Raw genomic sequence first — 19,863 nt, forward strand, 5'->3', positions numbered from 1 at the left:
GCGGGTTCACCCGCGAAGAGGCCGGTACGGGCGAAAGAGGTGCTCAGCGCAACGCCTTGCTCTGCAACACCTCGGAGCGCCGCCCCAGCACGTTCTCGCTGATCTGTATGAAGTCTTCGGTGCTGACGCTGGGCAGGCGCATCAGCCCGCGCGCCACATCGTCCAGCGAGCGTTTGGCCTGGGTATGGATGCGGATTTCCTTGTCCAGCGCCTGCAGCAACATCACCCCCCGCGCCACTTGCGCCGGGGTGGCATGCTCGCCCTTGAGCCGGGTGACCTTGGCGCCCTGCTTGCTCAGGCGCGCCTGCCAGGCCTGGTAACGGTCGTCACTCACCCCGCCCGAGCGGCGCAGCAACTCGCTGGCGTAGTAGTCGGTCAGGCTTTCCACCAGCCAGTCACTGCCGTCACGCCCATGGATCTGCGCAAACAGTTGCACCACTTCGCGCAGCAACGGGCTGCTGCCGTTCTCGCTGACCATAGGCCGGGCACTGTGCAGGTACAACGAGCCCTGCGCGGCCATCGCCCCGCGCCACATGCCGTCGCGGGCACCGACCAACAGCAGCTTCGGCGGGTTGCGCGGGAACACCGCCTGCAATTGCGGCCAGACAAAGGTCAGCAAGGTCAGGTTGTCCATGCGCCGCATACCCTGCCCCACCGGTGCGGCCACGGTGACGTCGGTTTCGCCCAGGCGGGCGCGGCGGCTACCCAAGTCGCCGGCGAGCATCCAGCCGGTGGGGCGGTCGAACAGGCGCGAAACGTTGTCGATGCGGAACTTGTCCTTGCCGATGCGCGGCCAGGAAGTCTCGATGCTCTTCCAGCCTTCGGGCAGGTCGAACGCCAGCCGCGCCACCAGCTCGGTGCCATCCTGCTGGTCGAGGCGCGCAGGCGGTACCAGCTGGTCGCCGAGGAACAGCGCCCAATGCGGGGTGATGCGCGACGAATAGGCGCCGCTGCCGCGTTTCTGGTCCAGCTGCACGCGGTAGCTGAGGCTGGTCTTGCCGGCCGCCGGTTGCCACACGCCGCGCTGGCCCTGCAGTTGCCATCGGCCATCAGCCTGGAAGCCGCTGTAGGCCCCGGCCTTGCCCAGGTCGAAGTCCAGGCTGCGCACGGCACTGCCTTCGGCCAAGGTGAGGCGGACCTCCGCCTGGCCACTGGCCGGCAACAGGCGCACCTGGTAGTCGAGGTCGACCTTTTTCGCCCAGGCCGGCGAACTGGCCATCAGGCCAAACAGCAACAACAGCTGGCAACGCATACAGAAACTCCTTGTTTCCCCGTGGCAGCGGGCCGCGCCGGTCAGCTGGCGCGGAAGATCAGGTGGTCTTCCCAGTCGTCTTCGTGCACATCGTGTTCACTGAGCATGCGCCCCGACTGGGAAATGCGCTGTTCATGGACCTGCTGGCGATCGCCGCAGACCAGGTGGTGCCAGGCCGGCAGGTCCTTGCCCTCACTGACCAGGCGGTAGCCGCAGGTGCTCGGCAACCACTTGAACTGGTCGGCCTTGCCCGGGGTGAGCTGGATGCAGTCAGGTACCTGGGCGAAGCGGTTGGGGTAATCGCTGCACTGGCAGGTGTGCAGATCCAGCAGTTTGCAGGCGATGCGCGTGTAATAGACGCTGTTGTCGTCTTCGTCCTCGAGCTTTTGCAGGCAGCACAGGCCGCAGCCGTCGCACAGCGACTCCCACTCTTGCGGGCTGAGTTGTTCGAGGGTCTTGCGCCGCCAGAACGGCGCGTTTTCAGCGATCATGACACGGGTTTCCTGCATTCATCTTGGGGCCACGGCGCGCGGCGGCGCCAGTCTAGAGCCTGGCCTTCGGCAAAGCCAGACCGCTTGTCAGTCGCGACGCGACGCAGTAGCGTGCGCGTTTCCCGTCCTTTTGCAGGAGCCGCCATGAGCGCCACCCCCCGCATTGCCGATTACGCCATCAACGAGCAATTCATCAACCGCTGGTCGCCACGTGCCTTCACCGCCGAGCCGATCAGCGAAGAAACCCTGCTGAGCTTCCTCGAAGCCGCACGCTGGGCACCGTCGGCGTACAACTCGCAGCCTTGGCGCTTCCTGTATGCCCGCCGCGACACGCCGAACTGGGAGCGCTACCTGAACCTGCTGGTGCCGTTCAACCGCAGCTGGGCGCAACAGGCTTCGGCGCTGGTGCTGGTCATTTCCAAGACCACCTTCGCGGCACCCGGCGCCACTGAAGAAAAGCCGGCGCTGTGGCACACCTTCGACACAGGTTCCGCCTGGGGGCACCTGGCCCTGCAAGCCAGCATCAGCGGCTGGCACACCCATGGCATGGCCGGCTTCGACCAGGAACTGGCGCGTCAGGAGTTGAAGGTTCCGGAAGGCTACGTGCTGCATGCCATGGTGGCGATTGGCAAGCTGGGTGACAAGGCCAGCCTGGACGAAGCCCTGCAGGCGCGTGAAGTACCGAGCCCGCGCAAGCCACTGAGCGAGCTGGCTGCCGAGGGTGATTTCAGCCTGTAAGCCTTGCATTGGCTGTACCGGCCTCTTCGCAGCACAAGGCTGCTCCTACAGCAAAGTGAAAAACCTGTAGGAGCAGCCTTGTGCTGCGAAGAGGCCGGTACAGGCACTATAAAATCAATAGCCCCGGGCGAAGTCCACTTCACCTCGCAACCCCTGCCCCGCCTCATACGCCCGCACATTCTCGACAAACAACCGCACCATCGCCGCCGGCGAGGTGGGCGCCGAGCTGTGCCCGGTCAGCAGCAAGCCCCACGCCGTCCAGAACGGGTGTTGCCTGGGCAACGGCTCCTGCCGGCAGACATCGATCACCGCCCCCGCCAGGTGCCCTTCCTTCAGCGCCTCGACCAGGTCAGCGTCGACCACCGCCGCCCCACGCCCGGCATTGATGAACAGCGCCGTGGGCTGGAAGCACTTGAACAGTGCCGCGTCATACAGGTCGTGGGTGGCCGGGGTATCCGGCAGCAGGTTGAGCACGTAGTCGACCTGGCCAACCATGCGCGGCAGGTCGGCCAGCGCCGCTACCTCGACGAACGGCGCCTGCTCGCGGGCGCTGCTGGCAACGCCATACAGCACCACGCCAAACGCCTGCAGGAACTCGGCCACCCGCTGGCCAATGTCGCCAGTGCCGACGATCAGCACCTTGCGCCCTTCCAGGGTACGCCCCGGGCGGTCGTCCCAACGCCGCTCGACCTGGCTGACCAGGCGCGACAGCACCTCGCGCTCATGGCCGAGCATGTAGGTGAGCATGTACTCAGCCATCACCTGGCCAAAGATGCCCACGGCGCGGGTCAGGCGATAGTCGCGCGGCAGGCCCTCGGCCAGCAGCGGGGTGATACCGGCCCAGGTGGACTGCATCCAGGCCGGCTTGTGGCCCTGACGCAGCAGGCTTGCCAGCAGGTCCGGCTGGCCCAGCCACACCGGGCACTGTGGCGCCTGGCCGGCCAGTTCGGCGGAGTCGCCGCTGGTCAGGATCTCCAGCTCTGGCGCGGCTGCACGCAAAATCTCGGCGTATCGAGCATGATCATGCTCAGCAATCAATACTCGCATGATCAGGCAGGGTCGTTACGGCGCAGCAACTCTTCGGGCAGATGCTCGATGTAGTCGTCTTCCGGCGGCGGCATCTGCAGGTGGTAACCCTGGTTGTCGAGGTTTTCCAGCACCTTGGCGATATCCTCGCGGGCCAGCTTGCGCTCGGGGGTAAGCACCAGGTCGAAGGCGTGCACGGGGGTGCCGAAGAACGGCAGCAGGCCTTCGGGCACGCGCTCCAGGCCGTCGGCCTTGAGCACGTACAGGTACATTTCGTTCTTGCGGGGGCTCTTGTAGATAGAGCAAATGCGTTTCATCGGGTCTCTCCGGCGCCTGCCAGGCTGTCCAGCAGGGCCTGGCCCATGCGCTCACGGCGCCAGCCGCGCAGCGAATCGGGCAATTGATAGGGGCCATTGGGGTAGCCGCTCTTGAGCAGCGCTTCCAGGGCTTTCTTGCGCAGCATCAGCTCGGGGGCAATGCCCAGGCGCTCACCTTCGGCCTGGCCGATGGCACGCAGCTGCTTGAGGATGCCGCTGGCCTCGATCGGCAAAGGCTCGGGCAAGGCCTGTGGCCATTGCTCGGCTGGCAGGCTGGCGGCACGCTTGATCAGCTGGATGAGGAACTCACCGTCCTGACGAATGGTGCGCGGATGCATCTCGTCGATCTTGGCCAGTGCCGACAGGTTGTTCGGCTGGCTCTTGGCCATGGGCCACAGCGAGTGCTCCTTGAGAATGCGGTTGCGCGGCACGTCGCGGTTGCGCGCTTCACGCTCGCGCCAGGCGCACAGCTCACGCAGCACTGCCAGTTGCTGGGGAGCCAGCTTCCAGGCCAGCTTGACGTCGCGGTACAGGCTTTCGGGCTCGACTTCGCGGCGCAATGCAGCCACCAGCTCGGCGCCGTCCTCCAGCACCCAGGCGTACTTGTCGTCACTCAGGCGCGGGCGTAACACGGTGAACAGCTCGGCCAGGTGCACGGCATCCTCGGCGGCATAGCTGACCTGGGTTTCCGAGAGCGGGCGCTGCAGCCAGTCGGAGCGGGTTTCGCCCTTGGGCAGGTCGATCCCCAGCACTTCCTGCACCAGGCGCGAATAGCCCATGGAGAAGCCCAGGTTCAGGTAGCCGGCGGCCAGTTGGGTGTCGAACAGCGGCTGTGGCAGCTTGCCGGTCAGGCGCAGCAGCACTTCGAGGTCTTCGCTGCAGGCGTGCAGCACCTTGACCACGCCGCTGTCATCCAGCAGTTCGGCCAGCGGTTGCCAGTTGCCGATCAGCAACGGGTCGATCAGGAAGGCACGCTGACCATCGCCGATCTGGATCAGCCCGGCTTTCGGGTAGAAGGTGTCGACCCGCATGAATTCGGTGTCGACGGCGACAAAGGGCAGCTGATGCCAGTCGCGGCAGTGTTCGGCCAGGCTCTGGTCGTCACGGATCCAGTGTATTTCGATGGCCACGAGGCTCTCCCACTAACATTGGCGCGCAGTATATACGGCGCGGGCACTGCTGGTGAAACCTGCGCCATCCCTGGAATAGATAAACGGTGCTGCACCGGCGCGTTTTTTTTGTAGGAGCAGCCTTGTGCTGCGAAAGGGCCGGAGCACTGATCATGGTGCTGTATTGGCTGTACCGGCCCCTTCGCAGCACAAGGCTGCTCCTACAGTGCCCGCGTGCAGTCAGACTCAGCGCTTGGCCGCCAGCCATGGCCGGCAGCTGGCGAACATGTCCAGCGACTGTTGGTAGACCTCGGTGTGTACCTGCAACAGGCCGAGCATCGAGTGGAACAGGTTGTCCTGCGACAGCGGTGCATCGCTGAGCTTGGCCAGGCAGTCGGTGTCGACGCCGAAGTCCTCCTTGTAGCTGTCGGAGAACCAGGTCAGCAGCGGCACGTGCTTCTGCTGCTCGGGGGCGATGGCGTAAGGCGTGCCGTGCAGGAACAGGTTGTACTCACCCAGCGACTCGCCATGGTCGGACAGGTAGATCATCGCCGTGTCGACCTTGTCCTGCTTGCTGCGCAGGGTGTCGATCAGCGAGGCCAGCACCTTGTCGGTATAGGCCAGGGTGTTGTCGTAGCCGTTGACGATTTCCTGTTCGCTGCACTGGTCCAGCGCGTTGCTCTGGCACACCGGGGCAAAGCGCTGGTCGGCGCCGGGGTAGCGCTTGAAGTATTCAGGCCCGTGGCTGCCCATCTGGTGCAGCACCAGCACGGTGTCCTTGTCGAGGTTGTCGATCAGCTCACCCAGGCCCTGCAGCAGGATCTGGTCATGGCATTCACCATCAGCGCACAACTGCGGGTCCTGGAGCTTGCTGACATCGATGAACTGCACGCGGTCGCAGGTGCCCTTGCAGCCCGACTGGTTGTCACGCCACTGCACCGCCAGGCCGGTACGCTGGAGGATGTCCAGCAACCCTTCGCGGTTCTTCGCCACGCGGGCATCGTAGTCCTTGCGCTTCATGCCAGAGAACATGCACGGCACCGAAACGGCGGTTTCCGTGCCGCAGGAGTGCACATCGGAGAACGCCAGCAGGCCCTGTTCCCTGGCAAGGTTCGGTGTGGTATCGCGGTTGTAGCCAAGCACGCCGAAGTGGTCTGCCCGCGCACTTTCGCCCACCACCAGCACGGTCAGCGACTTGCGTTCGTGCTTTTGCCAGGCAGCATCACGCTTGGCATCTTCGCCATAATGCTGGAAGGGCCGTGATGCGGTACCGACGCGCTCGCTGACATAACCGATGGAGGCACCCACGATATTGCTGGGGGTGAGCATCAGGCGCAGTTCGTGGTGGTTGCGAAACAGCGACGACAGGCCCTGGTAGTTGACCAGTGCCACCGAGCCCAGGGCCACCACGCAGGCACCGCCAACCACCAGCTTGCCGAGCAGTTCACGGTGCCAGGCGCGATAGGCGATCGGCGCCTTCCACAACAGCACCGAAGGCACTACACCGAGGCCCAGGATATACAAGGCAAACTTCAACGAAAGCAGGTCACGCACTTCCGCCACGTTGGTTTCCGCGATATTACGGAACATGCCCGCGTCAATAAGTACGCCGTACTGGTTCATGAAGTAAGCCACGCCCGCGCCACTCATGAACAACACGATAAGTATTGGCTTCAATACATAACGGAAGGCGAACAACGTAAGGATCAGGTTGAACGCGAACAGCATCAGCACGGCAAACGCCAGGCTCAGCCAAAGCCCCGGCAAACCGGGCGGCACGACCTGTTCAAGATGCTGCCAGAGGAAGACATTGAAGCCGATCAGCAGGTAAAGGCTGGCCAGCAGCGTGACCCATTCAGTCCGCAGGGATTTGAAGTTGAGCATCAGTGTTCGCAATCAAGAGTGATTATCAGCCCGAGGGCCTGCGCGGCACCGGGGAAACTTGGCTGAACTCTAGAAAGCGTGCCATCAATATTTTGTGAAAAAGACGCCAACAAATTCGTGAGCAGGCGCCTTTTCTACATTAAAAGAAGTTCATTCAGCGCTTGTTCAGCCTGGCAGGCGTGCCTTGGCATACGGCTCGCGGTCGATGTCCAGCACTTCCACGCACAGCTGGATGTCCAGCCCCGGTTGCTCGGGGATGGCCTCACGCAGCACATCCAGCAGGCTGGCGGACAGTTGCGTCTTCACCTCGGGCGAGCGCCCGCTGAGGATGGCCAGGCGCACATGGGCAAAGGCACGCTCGCCGGGCGCGGTACCCACGCGAAACTGGCCGAAGGCCTGGGCGCGGCTCTTGATGTCGGCCTCGTCGGCGAACTGGCCACTGCCGACAAGGGCATGGTTCAGGCGCAGCAGCAGGACGTCGACGTTCAGCTCGCTCAGGTTTTCGCTGTATTCCAGGTTCAGGTGAGGCATGGCGCAGGTTCCGGGGCACGGGGAGATGCGACAGCCTACCCCAGTCCCCTACCTGCGCAAAGACGACTATCCTCAAAGGTCAGAACCATCCGCCAACCCCCGACAGAGGTGAAGAAATGCCAGTTCCGCATGATCTGCTCGCTGACCTGCACGTTACCGCTGATGCATTCCAGGCGCTCATGGACAAGGACCAGACGCTGCACTCACTGCACAAGGAATACAACGCCAAAGACAAAGAGGTGGTCGCCGCCGAAGGCAACGGCACCAACGACGAAGCCGTCAACCGCCTGCGCAAGGAACGGTTGCTGATCAAGGACAAGATCGAACGGATCATTCATCCGCCCAAATCCTGACAGGAATTCATTGAATCCACCGGCCTCTTCGCGGGTGAGCCCGCTCCCACAGGTACAGCGCCAGACCTGAAGGCAACGGAGCCCCTGTGGGAGCGGGTTTACCCGCGAAGAGGCCAGCAGCCCTCACATAGCAGCCGCAGCCTTCAGCGCCCCATCCAGGTCCTCGACCAGGTCGCGATAATCCTCGATCCCCACCGACAACCGCAGCAGGTTTTCGCTGATACCCATCACGCCCTTCTGCTCCGGGCTCAGCGAGCAGTGCGACATGCTCCAGGAGTGGTTGATCATGCTTTCCACCCCGCCCAGCGAGTCGGCCAGCACGAAGATCTGCAGCGCCTCCACCAGGCGGTTGAGCGCGGCGCGGTCGCCCTTGACCTTCATCGCCACCACCGCCCCGCCACTGCGCATCTGCCGTTTGCACAGCTCATGCTGCGGGTGGCTCTCCAGCCCCGGGTAATACACCTGCTCGATCTGCGCGTGGCTTTCGAGGAAGCGCGCCACCTGCAGGGCATTGGCACACTGGCGCTCCATGCGCACATCCAGGGTCTTCAGACCGCGCAGGGCCAGGTAGCAGTCGAACGGCCCCTGCACTGCGCCAATCGCCATGCTGATGCGGCGCAGGCGCGCCAACAGCGCATCATTGGCAGCTACCACCACGCCACCGGTGAGGTCGGAATGGCCGCCGATATACTTGCTGGCCGAGTGCATCACCAGGTCCACGCCCAGGGTGATCGGGCGCTGGTTCCACGGCGAGCAGAAGGTATTGTCGATACAGGTGAGGATGCCCCGCGCCTTGGCCAGGTCGCACACCGCCTTGATGTCGACCAGGTGCAGCAACGGGTTGGTCGGCGATTCGATCCAGATCAGCTGGGTTTCCGGCTTGATGGCGGCGGCCACCGCCTCGAGGTCGTTCAGGTCGACGTAGGTGGTGGTCAGGCCCGAAGTGCGGCTGCGGTAGTCTTCCATGATGCGGAAGGTGCCGCCGTACACGCCGTTCATCACCATCACGTGGGCATCCTTGGGCAGCAGCTCCAGCACGGTGGCGGTGGCGTTCACGCCCGAGGCGCAGGCGACCGCGCCAACGCCCTCTTCCAGGGCGGCGACACAGGTTTCATAGGCATGCCGGGTGGGGTTGCCGACGCGGCTGTAGGAGTATTCCGGCTTGTCGTCCAGGCTGCGCTTGGTGAACGAACTGGCGGTGACGATCGCCGGGAAAATAGCGTTATCGGCGACGCTGAACTGCTCACCGGCGTGAATGGTACGGGTGGCGAAATTGCGCGGCTTGTCGGACATGGTCAGGCCCATTGGCAGAGTGAAAGCTGCAACTATCGCACAACCCAAATCTTCTAGCCTTGGGGTAATCTGTGAAATATTTTTCTCCACGGCCCACGCGCGATATGGACAGCTTCGACCAGCACATTCTCACCCTGCTTCAGCGCGACGCCTCGATCTCGCTCAAGGACCTGGCCGAGGCCGTAAACCTGTCTACCACGCCGTGCTGGAAGCGGGTCAAGCGCCTGGAGGAAGACGGCTACATTGTCGGCCGTGTCGCCCTGCTCGACCCAGAACGGCTGGGGTTGGGGCTGACGGTGTTCGTCCAGCTCAAGACCCAGCGCCACGACAGCGCCTGGCTGGAGCAGTTTGCCGCGACCGTGACCGGGTTCGAGGAAGTGATGGAGTTCTACCGCATGTCGGGGGACTGGGATTACATGCTGCGGGTGGTGGTGGGGGATATTGCGGCGTATGACCGGTTTTACAAAAAGCTGATCACCAGTACTGACGGGCTGTCGAACATCACTTCCAGTTTTGCCATGGAGCAGATGAAGTACACCACGGCTTACCCGGTGCATCGTTCCTGATCGGTGCTGGATTCTTCGCGGGCTTGCCCGCTCCCACAAGGATCACCGTGCCCTCAGGCCTGTGAGGTCCCTGTGGGAGCGGGTTTACCCGCGAAGAGGCCGGTACAGGCAACCCATCATTCCGAAGCAAGCACCGCCGCAATCCGGTTCCCGGCCTTGGCTTTCTCGACCTTGATCGCCACGAACTTCGAGGTCGGGGTATAGGTCCCCTCGCCATAGCTTTCCAGCGGCACCAGCGGGTTGGTCTCCGGGTAATAGGCCGCCGCCTGCCCCTCGGGTACGTCATACGCCACCAGGCGGAAGCCCGACACCCGCCGCTCCACGCCATCCTCCCACAGCGACACCAGGTCCACATGCTCGCCCGGCTCGAAGCCCATCCGGCGGATGTCCACCTCGTTGACGAACACCACTTCACGCAGGCCGAACACCCCGCGATAACGGTCGTCCAGGCCATACAGGGTGGTGTTGTACTGGTCGTGCGAGCGCAGGGTCTGCAGGATCAGGTCGGGCTTGTCACCGCGCGCCAGCACCTTGGCATTCACCAGTTGCTCCGGCAGCTGGTGCGGGCTGAAGCGCGCCTTGCCTGTGGCCGTGCGCCAGGTACGGTCGGCGGCATTGTTGCCCAGGTGGAAGCCGCCCGGGTGCTGCAGACGCTCGTTGAAATCGGTAAAGCCGGGGATCACATCGGCAATCATGCTGCGGATACGGCCATAGTCGGCAACTGCGTACTCCCAGTCGATCGGCTGCTTGCCCAGGGTCGCCTGGGCCATGCCGGCGATGATCCAAGGCTCCGAGCGCAGGTGCGGCGAGCGCGGGCGCAGCTGGCCGTGGGAGATGTGCACCATGCTGAAGGTGTCCTCCACGGTCACGCCTTGCGGCCCGCTGGCCTGCATGTCGATTTCGGTACGGCCCAGGCACGGCAGGATCAACGCATCGCGGCCGGTGACCAGGTGCGAGCGGTTGAGCTTGGTGGAAATCTGCACGGTCAGCGCGCAATTGCGCATGGCCGCATGGGTGCGCGGCGTATCCGGCGTGGCCTGGGCAAAGTTGCCACCCAGGCCGATGAACACCTTGGCCCGCCCCTCTTCCATGGCCTTGATCGCCAGCACGGCGTTGTGCCCGTGGGCACGCGGCACGCGGAACTGGAAGCGTTTTTCAATGGCATCGAGCAGCGCCGCCCCCGGCTTCTCGTCGATGCCCATGGTGCGGTCGCCCTGCACGTTGCTGTGGCCACGAACCGGTGACAGGCCAGCACCGGGCTTGCCGACGTTGCCGCGCAGCAGCTGCAGGTTGACGATTTCCTGAACGGTCGGCACCGAGTGGCGGTGCTGGGTGACGCCCATGGCCCAGCACATGATTACCCGTTCGGCCTTGCGGTACATGCGCGCGGCCAGTTCGATCTCGGCCTGGGTCAGGCCCGATTGCTCGACGATGTGCGCCCAGGGCGTGGCATCCACGGTTTCCAGGTATGCGTCGATGCCACTGGTGTGCTCGGCGATGAAGGCATGGTCGAACACCGCCGGTTCACCATTGGCCTGGGCTTCGCGTTCCCACTGCAGCAGGTACTTGGCAATGCCGCGCATCACTGCCATGTCGCCGCCCAGGGCCGGGCGGAAGTAGGCCGTGTTGGTTGGTTCGGAGCCATTGCTGAGCATCTCGAACGGGTGCTGCGGGTGCTGGAAGCGCTCCAGGCCGCGCTCCTTGAGCGGGTTGAAGCAGACTACCTGGGCACCACGCTTCACCGCTTCACGCAGCGGCTCGAGCATGCGCGGGTGGTTGGTGCCGGGGTTCTGGCCGATGACGAAGATGGCGTCGGCCAGCTCCAGGTCGTGGAACACCACGGTGCCCTTGCCCACGCCGAGGGTTTCCGACATGCCCACGCCGCTGGCTTCATGGCACATGTTCGAGCAGTCGGGGAAGTTGTTGGTGCCGTAGGCGCGGACGAACAGCTGATAGAGGAACGCCGCCTCGTTGCTGGCCCGGCCCGAGGTGTAGAACTCGGCCTGGTCGGGCGATTCGAGTGCGCGCAAGTGTTGGGCAACCAGCGCAAAGGCTTCTTCCCAGCTGGTTTCCACATAGTGGTCGGTGGCCGCGTCGTAGCGCATCGGGTGGGTCAGGCGGCCCTGGTACTCCAGCCAGTAGTCGGTCTGCTCGGCCAGCGCACTGACGCTGTACCTGGCGAAGAACGCCGGGTCCACCGAGCGGCCGGTGGCTTCCCAGTTGACTGCCTTGGCGCCGTTCTCGCAGAACTTGACCATGTCGTTTTCCGGCGACTCGCCCCAGGCGCAACCGGGGCAGTCGAAGCCGCCGTTCTGGTTGGTCTTGAGCATGGCCCGCAGGTTCTTGAAGGCATTGTCGCTGCCCAGCCAGCTCTTGGTCACGCTCTTGAGCGCCCCCCAGCCGGCGGCGGCGCCCTTGTAGTCCCTGATGTGTTGGTCCTGGCTCATGCGATGAATCCTCACGCTTCGATGCTTTTTTTCAGCCTATGGAGCGTGGGGTAGAGCCGTCCAATCGAAAGATCTTACGGGGTGATAGGTGGTTTCGATCACGGGCTGGAACCGCGTCACGGCCTTCGCGGGCGCGCCCGCTCCCACAGGTACAGTGCAGTTCCCGAGAGCAGCGGTAACCCTGTGGGAGCGGGCATGCCCGCGAACGGTGCGACGCGGTCAACACTTTGAAATACGTGGCCTGCAGCCATGATAGAGGCCATCGATCAATCGGTCGGACAAAGCAATTTGACGGCCCTGCGCCCAAGTTATAGCTTGAATCGAGTCCCTACCCATTCGAGCGCGAACGTGGAACAGAACAGCCGGGCCCTGATCGACGGCTTCAACCGGAAAATCGACTACCTGCGGATGTCGGTCACCGACCGCTGCGACTTCCGTTGCGTGTACTGCATGGCCGAAGACATGCAGTTCCTGCCGCGCCAGCAAATCCTCAGCCTCGAGGAACTGTTTCAGGTGGCCGAGCGCTTCGTCGCCCTCGGCACCCGCAAGATCCGCCTGACCGGCGGCGAGCCGCTGGTGCGCCAGGGCATCGTCGACCTGTGCGGGCGCATCGCCGCCCTGCCCGGCCTGCGCGAATTGTGCCTGACCAGCAACGGCTCGCAACTCGGGCGCCTGGCCCAGCCGCTGTTCGACGCCGGGGTCACGCGCCTGAACATCAGCCTCGACAGCCTGGACGCCGAGCGCTTCAAGCAACTGACCCGCACCGGCGACCTGCACCAGGTGATCGCCGGCATCGACGCCGCCCGCCAGGCCGGCTTCAAGCGCACCAAGCTCAACTGCGTGGTCCTCAAGGGCCGCAACGATCATGAACTGGTCGACCTGGTGCGCTTTGCCATCGACCGCGAGCTGGACATCACCTTCATCGAAGAAATGCCCTTGGGCGTGATCAGCGAACATGAGCGCGGCGAGTCGTTCTGCTCCAGCGATGAAGTACGTGCGCTGCTGGCCGAGCAGTTCACCCTGGTCGAATCGACCGAGTCGTCCCAGGGCCCGGCCCGCTACTGGCGCCTGGCCGAAGCCGCCAACACTCGGGTCGGCTTCATTTCGCCACACAGCCACAACTTCTGCGCCACCTGCAACCGCGTACGCCTCACCGTCGAAGGCCGCCTGCTGCTGTGCCTGGGCAATGAACACTCGGTAGACCTGAAGCAGGTGCTGCGCGCCCACCCCGGCAACCCCGAACGCCTGGAAAAGGCCATTCGTGACTCGCTGCACCTCAAGCCCTACCGCCATCATTTCGAAGTCGGTGGCGACGTGCAGATTCTGCGCTTCATGAACATGACCGGCGGCTAGGCAGCCGTCTCTGGATTTCCATGATCGTCCACCCCACCCCCGATGTGCTGCGTGTGCTGTTCACCCTCAAGGGTTCGATCGTCAAACGCATTGCCCTGCGCTGCCTGACGGTCACCCTGCTGGCCGCACTGATCGTGTTGGTCGAGCGGCATTTCCCGGCGTTTTTCTACCCGGTCAGCGCCACCCCGTTCACCTTGCTGGGCCTGTCGCTGTCGATTTTCATGAGTTTTCGCAACAACGCCTGCTATGACCGCTGGTGGGAGGGGCGCAAGGCCTGGGGCAAGCTGATCATCGAAACCCGTTCGTTCGTGCGCGAAAGCCTGGTGATTACCGACAAAACCCTGCGTGCCGAACTGTTGCGCAGCCTGTGCGGCTTTGCCCATGCGCTGAATGCACGGCTGCGCAGCGAGGACGAACTGGCCGCCGCCCGGCCCTGGCTGGCCCGGCCCGAAGCGATCAGCCCGCACAACGTGTGCGACGCCATCCTGCGCGAAATCGGCGGGCACTGCTCGCGGCTGGCAACACAGCAGCAGATCAGTGACTGGCGCTACAGCCTGCTGGAGCAGCGGCTGGTGGGCCTGACCGAAGTGCAGGCCACCTGCGAGCGGATCAAGGGCACACCGTTGCCGTTCCCCTACACGCTGTTGCTGCACCGCACCATCTACATCTTCTGCCTGCTGCTGCCGTTTGCCCTGGCCGAGCCGCTGGGCTGGCTGGCGCCGCTGTTCACCACCATCGTGGGGTACACATTCTTCGGGCTGGACGCGATTGGCAACGAACTGGAAGACCCATTCGGGCGCGATGAGAACGACCTGCCGACCGACGCCATGGTGCGGACCGTGGAGCGCGATGTGCTGGCGGGGTTGGGGGAACAACAGCTACCGCCGGCGTTGTTGCCGGTGGACCATGTATTGAGCTGACTGAATGCAGTGGCCTGTGCCGGCCCTTTCGCGGGTAAACCCGCTCCCACAGGGCCCCCACAGGTTTCGAACCCTGCGCGGTACCTGTGGGAGCGGGTTTACCCGCGAAGAGGCCGGTACAGGAGAAAACTCAACCCCGGCTTGCACAGGCCTCGATCGGTTTCAGGTGCTTGACGAAGTTGCACGGCCGGTGCCGCGCATCCAGCTGCTCCGCCAGGATGCCCTCCCACGCCGTACGGCAGGCCCCGGTGGAGCCCGGCAGGCAGCACACCAACGTGCGGTTGGACAGCCCGGCCAGCGCCCGGCTCTGCACGGTCGAGGTGCCGATATCGAGAATCGACAGGGCCCGGAACAGTTCGCCAAAGCCATCGATGCGCTTGTCCAGCAGGCACTCGACCGCTTCCGGCGTGCTGTCACGCCCGGTAAAACCGGTACCGCCGGTGATCAGCACCACCTGCACCTGCTCGTCGGCAATCCAGGTGGCGACCTGGGCGCGGATCTTGTAAAGGTCGTCCTTGAGCAACGCCCGCGCCACCAGGCGGTGGCCGATCTCCACCGAGCGGCTGGCCAGCAGCTCACCGGAGGTGTCGTTGTCGTAGGTACGGGTGTCGCTGACAGTCAGCACGGCGATATTGAGCGGTACGAAGACCGCGTCGGGTTGGACGCGCACGGTGGGGCTCCTCGAGTGGCATTGCCGCCACGCTAGAGGCATGGCCCGGGGGCGTCCAATCGATATGGCGTACCGACTGATCAATGACATCTATCGCAGACGTGGGTTAAGGTCTGCATAACCCGATACCAGGCACTTCCATGGACATCAAGCAGCTCAAATTCCTCATCGCGCTCGACCAGACACGCCACTTCGGCCAGGCGGCGGCGCTATGCCATATCACCCAGCCGACGCTGTCCATGCGCCTGCGCAACCTGGAGGACGAGCTGGACCTGGTGCTGGTCAAGCGCGGCCAGCGCTTCGAAGGTTTCACCGAGGCCGGCGAGCGCATCCTGGCCTGGGCCCGTACGCTGCTCGCCGCCCACGACGGCCTGCAGGCCGAGGCCGCCAGCTGCCGCGGCCAGGTGGTCGGCAGCCTGCGCCTTGGCACGGTGCCGCTGGCCAGCTTCAACCCCATGCACCTGCTGCTGCCGCTGCGTGAAAAATACCCCGAGCTGCACTTCCAGATCAGCTCGCTCAGCTCGGAACAGGTCATCGACGGGCTCAGCCGCAACCAGCTCGACCTGGGCATCTGCTACCTGGACCAGGTCAACACCAGCTTCTTCGAAGTGATCGAACTGGGCACCACCACCATGGGCCTGCTGCACGATACCCGGCACTTCAAGTTCACCAGCGACACCCTGCGCTGGGACGAGCTGGGCGGCATTCCGCTGGGCCTGCTGAGCAAGGGCATGCACTACCGCCAGTCGCTGGACCTGAGTTTCCGCAGCCGTGGCCTGGAGCCGAATGCGGTACTGGAAAGCGACTCGAGCTTCCAGCTGATCCAGGCCATCAACACCGGCATGTGCTGCGCGGTCATGCCGCTGGACTGCGGCCTGGAAGACTTGAGCGAACACCTGCGCATCCTGCCGGTGGCCGACGCCGCCATCCACAGCCCGGTCGGCCTTCTGCTGCGCCGCAGCGAGCCGCGTTCGGCAATTGCCGAGCAGTGCTTCGATGAGGCGCGGGCGCTGTTTCAGGCCAACTGATCGCTGGTTGCCTGGCGGTACTGGCGCGGGGTGAAGCCGGTCAGTTGCTTGAACTGGCGGCTGAAGGCGCTGTGGTCGGTATAGCCGCAGCACATCGCCACTTCAGTGATCGGCAGTTCCGAGTGCAGCAAACGGTGGGCGTGCTCCAGGCGCGCCTTGTGGATCATCTGCCGTGGCGTGAGGTGGAACACCCGCTTGCAGTAGCGCTCCAGCTGGGCCACGGAAATGCCGGCGATACGGGTCAGCTCGCCCATGCTGATCGGCTGGTGGAAATGCCGACGAATATGCTCGTCCACCGCCGCCAGGCGCTGGTAGGCGGGGTGGCTGTCGGCGGCTGACTGCAAGTCGACCGAGATGCCGACCAGGCCGATGATCTCGCCGGCCTGGTTGTACAGCGGGCGCTTGTGGGTAAGGCACCAGCCAGGCTCTCGGCTGCCGTACAGGTGCAGCTCCAGCTGGTCTTCCAGCACCAGGCCCTCCTTGAGAACGCGACGGTCCTGCTCGGTGTAGCCGGGGCCCAGCTGTGCCGGGAACACTTCGGCGCTGGTCTTGCCCAGCAGCGGTTGCAGGCGCTTGAGGCCACAGCGCTGGACCAAGGTGTTGTTGGCCAGCACATAGCGGGCGGCCGGGTCCTTGATGAAGATCGCGGCGTTGGGGATGGCGTCGAGGATCGGCAGCAGCAGGGACACACCGGCGAGCAGGGCCTCGAGGTTGGCGGGGCGGTGTTGGTCGAGGGACTGGTACAGGGTTGCCAGGGGGGTGTCGGTCATCTGTCGGTTCTCTGTTGGCTGTGCCGGCCCTTTCGCGGGCACGCCCGCTCCCACAGGTCCCCCACAAATTTCGAATCCTGTGCTGTACCTGTGGGAGCGGGCGCGCCCGCGAAGAGGCCAACGATACCCACATACCTCTACAGCCCTTGCTCGGTATGGCTTACAGCCTATCCACCACCTTGCCATCCCGCCATTTCTTTTTTGCAACTGTGCCGATTTCGTCATCCCCCCTGCAGAAAACCATCAAGAACCGCCGCCCCGATCGGTCCACTCTATGCCCCACGCAAGCCGCCCCAAGTCCTACAAGAGCGCGGCCCAAAAAGCCGCATCTCGTGACATCAGACCTGCCTATCCAATAACCAACAAAAAGGCGAACCCATGTCAGGCAAATTCAAAAAACAGTTGTCATTGCTGGACCTCACCTTCATCGGCCTAGGCGCCATCTTCGGCTCCGGCTGGCTGTTCGCCGCCAGCCACGTCTCGGCCATCGCCGGCCCGGCCGGCATCCTGTCCTGGTTCCTTGGCGGCTTCGCCGTACTGTTGCTGGGCATCGTCTATTGCGAACTGGGCGCCGCCCTGCCACGTGCCGGGGGCGTGGTGCGCTACCCGGTGTACTCCCACGGCCCGCTGCTGGGCTACTTGATGGGCTTCATCACCCTGATCGCCTTTTCCAGCCTGATCGCCATCGAAGTGGTCGCTTCGCGCCAATACGCCGCCGCCTGGTTCCCCGGGCTGACCAAGGCCGGCTCCAGCGACCCGACGGTACTCGGCTGGCTGGTGCAGTTCGCCCTGTTGGGGCTGTTCTTCTTCCTCAACTACCGCAGCGTGAAAACCTTCGCCAAGGCCAACAACCTGGTCAGCGTGTTCAAGTTCATCGTGCCGCTGCTGGTGATCGGCGTGCTGTTCACCTTCTTCAAGCCGGAAAACTTCGAGGTCCAGGGCTTTGCCCCGTTCGGTCTGTCCGGCGTTGAAATGGCGGTATCGGCCGGTGGCATCATCTTCGCCTACCTGGGCCTGACGCCAATCATTTCGGTGGCCAGCGAGGTGAAGAACCCGCAACGCACCATCCCCATCGCGCTGATCCTCTCGGTACTGCTGTCCACCGCGATCTACGCCCTGCTGCAACTGGCCTTCCTCGGCAGCGTGCCGACCGAAATGCTGAGCAACGGCTGGGCCGCAGTGACCAAGGAACTGGCCCTGCCCTACCGCGACATCGCCCTGGCCCTGGGTGTGGGCTGGCTGGCCTATCTGGTGGTGGCCGACGCGGTGATCTCGCCCAGCGGCTGCGGCAACATCTACATGAACGCCACCCCGCGCGTGGTCTATGGCTGGGCGCAGACCGGCACCTTCTTCAAGTACTTCACCCGTATCGACGCCGAGTCCGGCATCCCGCGCCCGGCGCTGTGGCTGACCTTTGGCCTGTCGGTGTTCTGGACCCTGCCGTTCCCGTCCTGGGAAGCGCTGATCAACGTGGTTTCCGCCGCCCTGGTACTGAGCTACGCCGTGGCCCCGGTCACCGTCGCCGCCCTGCGCCGCAACGCCCCCGACATGCCGCGCCCGTTCCGGGTCAAGGGCATGGGCGTGCTCGGCCCGCTGTCGTTCATCATCGCCGCGCTGATCGTGTACTGGTCGGGCTGGAAAACCGTGTCGTGGCTGCTGGCCCTGCAGATCGTGATGTTCGTGCTGTACCTGCTGTGCGGCCGCTTCGTGCCGACCCAGCACCTGTCGCTGGCCCAGCAAGTGCGCTCATCGGCGTGGCTGATCGGCTTCTACGCGGTGACCATCCTGCTGTCGTGGCTGGGCAGCTTCGGCGGCATGGGAGTACTCGGCCACCCGTTCGACACCGTGGTCGTGGCCGCTTGTGCGCTGGGCATCTACTACTGGGGCGCTGCCACCGGCGTGCCTGCCCACCTGGTGCGCCTGGAAGGTGAGGACGAAAGCGAAGCCAGCCATGAACCTCTGGTAGGCCAGCGTCCGGCTGCACTGGCTCCGTAACGGCTACTGGCCCTATCGCCGGCAAGCCGGCTCCCACAGGGGCCGCGCTGCCCCAGAGGCCGATGCAATACCTGTGGGAGCTGGCTTGCCGGCGATGAGGCCCGCACAAACAGCACAAGACTTGGCTGATCAAAGAATGGACAAGCTCATGAAACAGATTCACGTCATCGACTCGCACACTGGCGGGGAACCGACTCGCCTGGTGATGAAAGGCTTCCCGCAACTGCATGGCCGCAGCATGGCCGAGCAGCGCGACGAGCTGCGCGAGCTGCACGACCAGTGGCGCCGCGCCTGCCTGCTGGAACCACGTGGCAATGATGTGCTGGTCGGTGCGCTGTACTGCCCACCGGTATCGGCCGACGCCACTTGCGGGGTGATCTTCTTCAACAACGCTGGCTACCTGAACATGTGCGGCCACGGCACCATCGGCCTGGTCGCCTCGCTGCAGCACCTGGGCCTGATCGCACCGGGCGTGCACAAGATCGATACCCCGGTCGGCCAGGTCAGCGCCACCCTGCATGAAGACGGCGCCATAACCGTTGGCAACGTGCCGTCCTACCGCTACCGCCAGCAAGTGCTGGTGGACGTGCCCGGCCATGGTCCGGTGCGCGGCGACATCGCCTGGGGTGGCAACTGGTTTTTCCTCGTCTCCGAACACGGCCAGCGCATAGAGCTGGGCAACCGCGAGGCGCTGACCGAGTACACCTGGGCGATGCTCAAGGCCCTCGAAGCCCAGGGCATCACCGGTGAAAACGGTGCCCCCATCGACCACGTCGAACTGTTCGCCGACGACGCCAACGCCAACAGCCGCAACTTCGTGATGTGCCCCGGCAAGGCCTACGACCGCTCGCCCTGCGGCACGGGCACCAGCGCCAAGCTGGCCTGCCTGGCCGCCGACGGCAAGCTCGACGAAGGCCAGACCTGGGTACAGGCCAGTATCACCGGCAGCCAGTTCCAGGGCCGCTACGAGCGCGACGGCGAACGCATTCGCCCGTTCATCACCGGCCGCGCCTACATGACCGCCGACAGCACACTGCTGATCGACGAACAGGACCCGTTCGCCTGGGGCATCTGACCCCGGCTTTTTCCAAAAAATCGAATATCGCGAGGAGTGACAACA

General features: G+C 64.3%; 19 protein-coding genes. 8 read left to right on the forward strand and 11 right to left on the reverse strand.

Translation table 11 applies throughout. The features are described 5' to 3' along the window. Positions 1–43 precede the first annotated feature (43 nt). A complete protein-coding gene (locus ABIB24_RS24480) occupies positions 44–1,252 on the reverse strand; it encodes a hypothetical protein (RefSeq protein WP_137164631.1) in 1,209 nt (402 codons plus the stop codon). A 41-nt stretch (positions 1,253–1,293) separates the two neighbouring features. After that, complete coding sequence (locus ABIB24_RS24485) at positions 1,294–1,743, reverse strand: YcgN family cysteine cluster protein (protein ID WP_025340222.1); 450 nt, start codon at positions 1,741–1,743, stop codon at positions 1,294–1,296. 144 nt (positions 1,744–1,887) lie between these two features. On the opposite strand from ABIB24_RS24485, the gene ABIB24_RS24490 reads away from it, so the two are divergent. Next, entirely contained in the window at positions 1,888–2,481 is a 594-nt protein-coding gene (locus ABIB24_RS24490; protein WP_075046033.1) for a nitroreductase family protein, read from the forward strand. Between the two features lie 114 nt (positions 2,482–2,595). On the opposite strand, the gene ABIB24_RS24495 is transcribed toward ABIB24_RS24490, so the two are convergent. The 5 genes from ABIB24_RS24495 to ABIB24_RS24515 form a co-directional block, all read right to left on the reverse strand. Then, entirely contained in the window at positions 2,596–3,528 is a 933-nt protein-coding gene (locus ABIB24_RS24495; RefSeq protein WP_137164632.1) for a D-2-hydroxyacid dehydrogenase, read from the reverse strand. Between the two features lie 2 nt (positions 3,529–3,530). After that, complete coding sequence (locus ABIB24_RS24500; protein ID WP_015271354.1) at positions 3,531–3,824, reverse strand: YcgL domain-containing protein; 294 nt, start codon at positions 3,822–3,824, stop codon at positions 3,531–3,533. Continuing rightward, positions 3,821–4,954 carry a ribonuclease D gene (gene rnd, locus ABIB24_RS24505; protein WP_075046034.1) on the reverse strand — a complete coding sequence of 378 codons (1,134 nt, stop codon included), beginning with the start codon at positions 4,952–4,954 and terminating at the stop codon, positions 3,821–3,823. Before rnd ends, ABIB24_RS24500 begins: the two co-directional genes overlap by 4 nt. A 225-nt stretch (positions 4,955–5,179) precedes the next feature. Beyond that, positions 5,180–6,817: a phosphoethanolamine transferase gene (locus ABIB24_RS24510; protein ID WP_137164633.1), complete on the reverse strand. Its 1,638-nt coding sequence runs from the start codon at positions 6,815–6,817 to the stop codon at positions 5,180–5,182. Positions 6,818–6,982: 165 nt separating this feature from the next. Next, positions 6,983–7,348 carry a 5-carboxymethyl-2-hydroxymuconate Delta-isomerase gene (locus ABIB24_RS24515; protein WP_137164634.1) on the reverse strand — a complete coding sequence of 122 codons (366 nt, stop codon included), beginning with the start codon at positions 7,346–7,348 and terminating at the stop codon, positions 6,983–6,985. 116 nt (positions 7,349–7,464) lie between these two features. Here ABIB24_RS24515 and ABIB24_RS24520 point away from each other — a divergent pair, with 116 nt between their 5' ends. After that, positions 7,465–7,701 carry an HP1242/YdcH family protein gene (locus ABIB24_RS24520; RefSeq protein WP_075046038.1) on the forward strand — a complete coding sequence of 79 codons (237 nt, stop codon included), beginning with the start codon at positions 7,465–7,467 and terminating at the stop codon, positions 7,699–7,701. Between the two features lie 123 nt (positions 7,702–7,824). Here the strand turns inward: ABIB24_RS24520 and ABIB24_RS24525 are convergent, their stop codons facing one another. Further along, the gene (locus ABIB24_RS24525) at positions 7,825–9,006 is read right to left on the reverse strand and encodes a trans-sulfuration enzyme family protein (RefSeq protein WP_354317419.1); all 1,182 of its coding nucleotides are present in this window, start codon (positions 9,004–9,006) and stop codon (positions 7,825–7,827) included. A 92-nt stretch (positions 9,007–9,098) separates the two neighbouring features. Between ABIB24_RS24525 and ABIB24_RS24530 the strand changes: the two genes are divergently transcribed. Next, positions 9,099–9,560, forward strand: coding sequence for an Lrp/AsnC family transcriptional regulator (locus ABIB24_RS24530; RefSeq protein ID WP_039613985.1), 462 nt, complete (start codon positions 9,099–9,101; stop codon positions 9,558–9,560). Positions 9,561–9,676: 116 nt separating this feature from the next. On the opposite strand, the gene ABIB24_RS24535 is transcribed toward ABIB24_RS24530, so the two are convergent. After that, positions 9,677–12,007: an FdhF/YdeP family oxidoreductase gene (locus tag ABIB24_RS24535; RefSeq protein WP_354317421.1), complete on the reverse strand. Its 2,331-nt coding sequence runs from the start codon at positions 12,005–12,007 to the stop codon at positions 9,677–9,679. A 348-nt stretch (positions 12,008–12,355) separates the two neighbouring features. On the opposite strand from ABIB24_RS24535, the gene moaA reads away from it, so the two are divergent. Then, entirely contained in the window at positions 12,356–13,360 is a 1,005-nt protein-coding gene (moaA, locus tag ABIB24_RS24540; RefSeq protein WP_075046042.1) for a GTP 3',8-cyclase MoaA, read from the forward strand. Between the two features lie 20 nt (positions 13,361–13,380). Beyond that, positions 13,381–14,280, forward strand: coding sequence for a bestrophin family protein (locus tag ABIB24_RS24545; protein WP_137164638.1), 900 nt, complete (start codon positions 13,381–13,383; stop codon positions 14,278–14,280). Positions 14,281–14,410: 130 nt separating this feature from the next. On the opposite strand, the gene moaB is transcribed toward ABIB24_RS24545, so the two are convergent. Next, complete coding sequence (gene moaB, locus ABIB24_RS24550; protein WP_003259533.1) at positions 14,411–14,950, reverse strand: molybdenum cofactor biosynthesis protein B; 540 nt, start codon at positions 14,948–14,950, stop codon at positions 14,411–14,413. 140 nt (positions 14,951–15,090) lie between these two features. Here moaB and ABIB24_RS24555 point away from each other — a divergent pair, with 140 nt between their 5' ends. Then, positions 15,091–15,978 (forward strand): LysR family transcriptional regulator, encoded by an 888-nt coding sequence (locus tag ABIB24_RS24555; RefSeq protein ID WP_137164639.1) that lies wholly within the window; start codon positions 15,091–15,093, stop codon positions 15,976–15,978. Here ABIB24_RS24555 and ABIB24_RS24560 read toward each other — a convergent pair. After that, on the reverse strand, positions 15,966–16,748 hold the full coding sequence (locus tag ABIB24_RS24560) for an AraC family transcriptional regulator (RefSeq protein ID WP_238066829.1): 783 nt from the start codon (positions 16,746–16,748) through the stop codon (positions 15,966–15,968). The two genes, ABIB24_RS24555 and ABIB24_RS24560, sit on opposite strands and share 13 nt — an antisense overlap. A gap of 378 nt (positions 16,749–17,126) precedes the next feature. On the opposite strand from ABIB24_RS24560, the gene ABIB24_RS24565 reads away from it, so the two are divergent. Both ABIB24_RS24565 and ABIB24_RS24570 read left to right on the forward strand, forming a co-directional pair. After that, complete coding sequence (locus tag ABIB24_RS24565) at positions 17,127–18,743, forward strand: APC family permease (protein ID WP_354317425.1); 1,617 nt, start codon at positions 17,127–17,129, stop codon at positions 18,741–18,743. 148 nt (positions 18,744–18,891) lie between these two features. Beyond that, entirely contained in the window at positions 18,892–19,818 is a 927-nt protein-coding gene (locus ABIB24_RS24570; RefSeq protein WP_286918672.1) for a 4-hydroxyproline epimerase, read from the forward strand. Positions 19,819–19,863 lie beyond the last annotated feature (45 nt).

The sequence above is a fragment of the Pseudomonas sp. UYEF17 genome (genome assembly GCF_040546125.1).
In the GTDB taxonomy this organism is placed as follows: domain Bacteria; phylum Pseudomonadota; class Gammaproteobacteria; order Pseudomonadales; family Pseudomonadaceae; genus Aquipseudomonas; species Aquipseudomonas putida_Z.

Coding starts and splice junctions, on each gene's coding strand:
- ABIB24_RS24480 (WP_137164631.1), bottom strand. CDS start 1,252: ATGCGTTGCCAGCTGTTGTTGCTGTTTGGCCTGATGGCCAGTTCGCCG.
- ABIB24_RS24485 (WP_025340222.1), bottom strand. CDS start 1,743: ATGATCGCTGAAAACGCGCCGTTCTGGCGGCGCAAGACCCTCGAACAA.
- ABIB24_RS24490 (WP_075046033.1), top strand. CDS start 1,888: ATGAGCGCCACCCCCCGCATTGCCGATTACGCCATCAACGAGCAATTC.
- ABIB24_RS24495 (WP_137164632.1), bottom strand. CDS start 3,528: ATGCGAGTATTGATTGCTGAGCATGATCATGCTCGATACGCCGAGATT.
- ABIB24_RS24500 (WP_015271354.1), bottom strand. CDS start 3,824: ATGAAACGCATTTGCTCTATCTACAAGAGCCCCCGCAAGAACGAAATG.
- ABIB24_RS24510 (WP_137164633.1), bottom strand. CDS start 6,817: ATGCTCAACTTCAAATCCCTGCGGACTGAATGGGTCACGCTGCTGGCC.
- ABIB24_RS24515 (WP_137164634.1), bottom strand. CDS start 7,348: ATGCCTCACCTGAACCTGGAATACAGCGAAAACCTGAGCGAGCTGAAC.
- ABIB24_RS24520 (WP_075046038.1), top strand. CDS start 7,465: ATGCCAGTTCCGCATGATCTGCTCGCTGACCTGCACGTTACCGCTGAT.
- ABIB24_RS24525 (WP_354317419.1), bottom strand. CDS start 9,006: ATGGGCCTGACCATGTCCGACAAGCCGCGCAATTTCGCCACCCGTACC.
- ABIB24_RS24530 (WP_039613985.1), top strand. CDS start 9,099: ATGGACAGCTTCGACCAGCACATTCTCACCCTGCTTCAGCGCGACGCC.
- ABIB24_RS24535 (WP_354317421.1), bottom strand. CDS start 12,007: ATGAGCCAGGACCAACACATCAGGGACTACAAGGGCGCCGCCGCCGGC.
- ABIB24_RS24545 (WP_137164638.1), top strand. CDS start 13,381: ATGATCGTCCACCCCACCCCCGATGTGCTGCGTGTGCTGTTCACCCTC.
- ABIB24_RS24555 (WP_137164639.1), top strand. CDS start 15,091: ATGGACATCAAGCAGCTCAAATTCCTCATCGCGCTCGACCAGACACGC.
- ABIB24_RS24560 (WP_238066829.1), bottom strand. CDS start 16,748: ATGACCGACACCCCCCTGGCAACCCTGTACCAGTCCCTCGACCAACAC.
- ABIB24_RS24565 (WP_354317425.1), top strand. CDS start 17,127: ATGTCAGGCAAATTCAAAAAACAGTTGTCATTGCTGGACCTCACCTTC.
- ABIB24_RS24570 (WP_286918672.1), top strand. CDS start 18,892: ATGAAACAGATTCACGTCATCGACTCGCACACTGGCGGGGAACCGACT.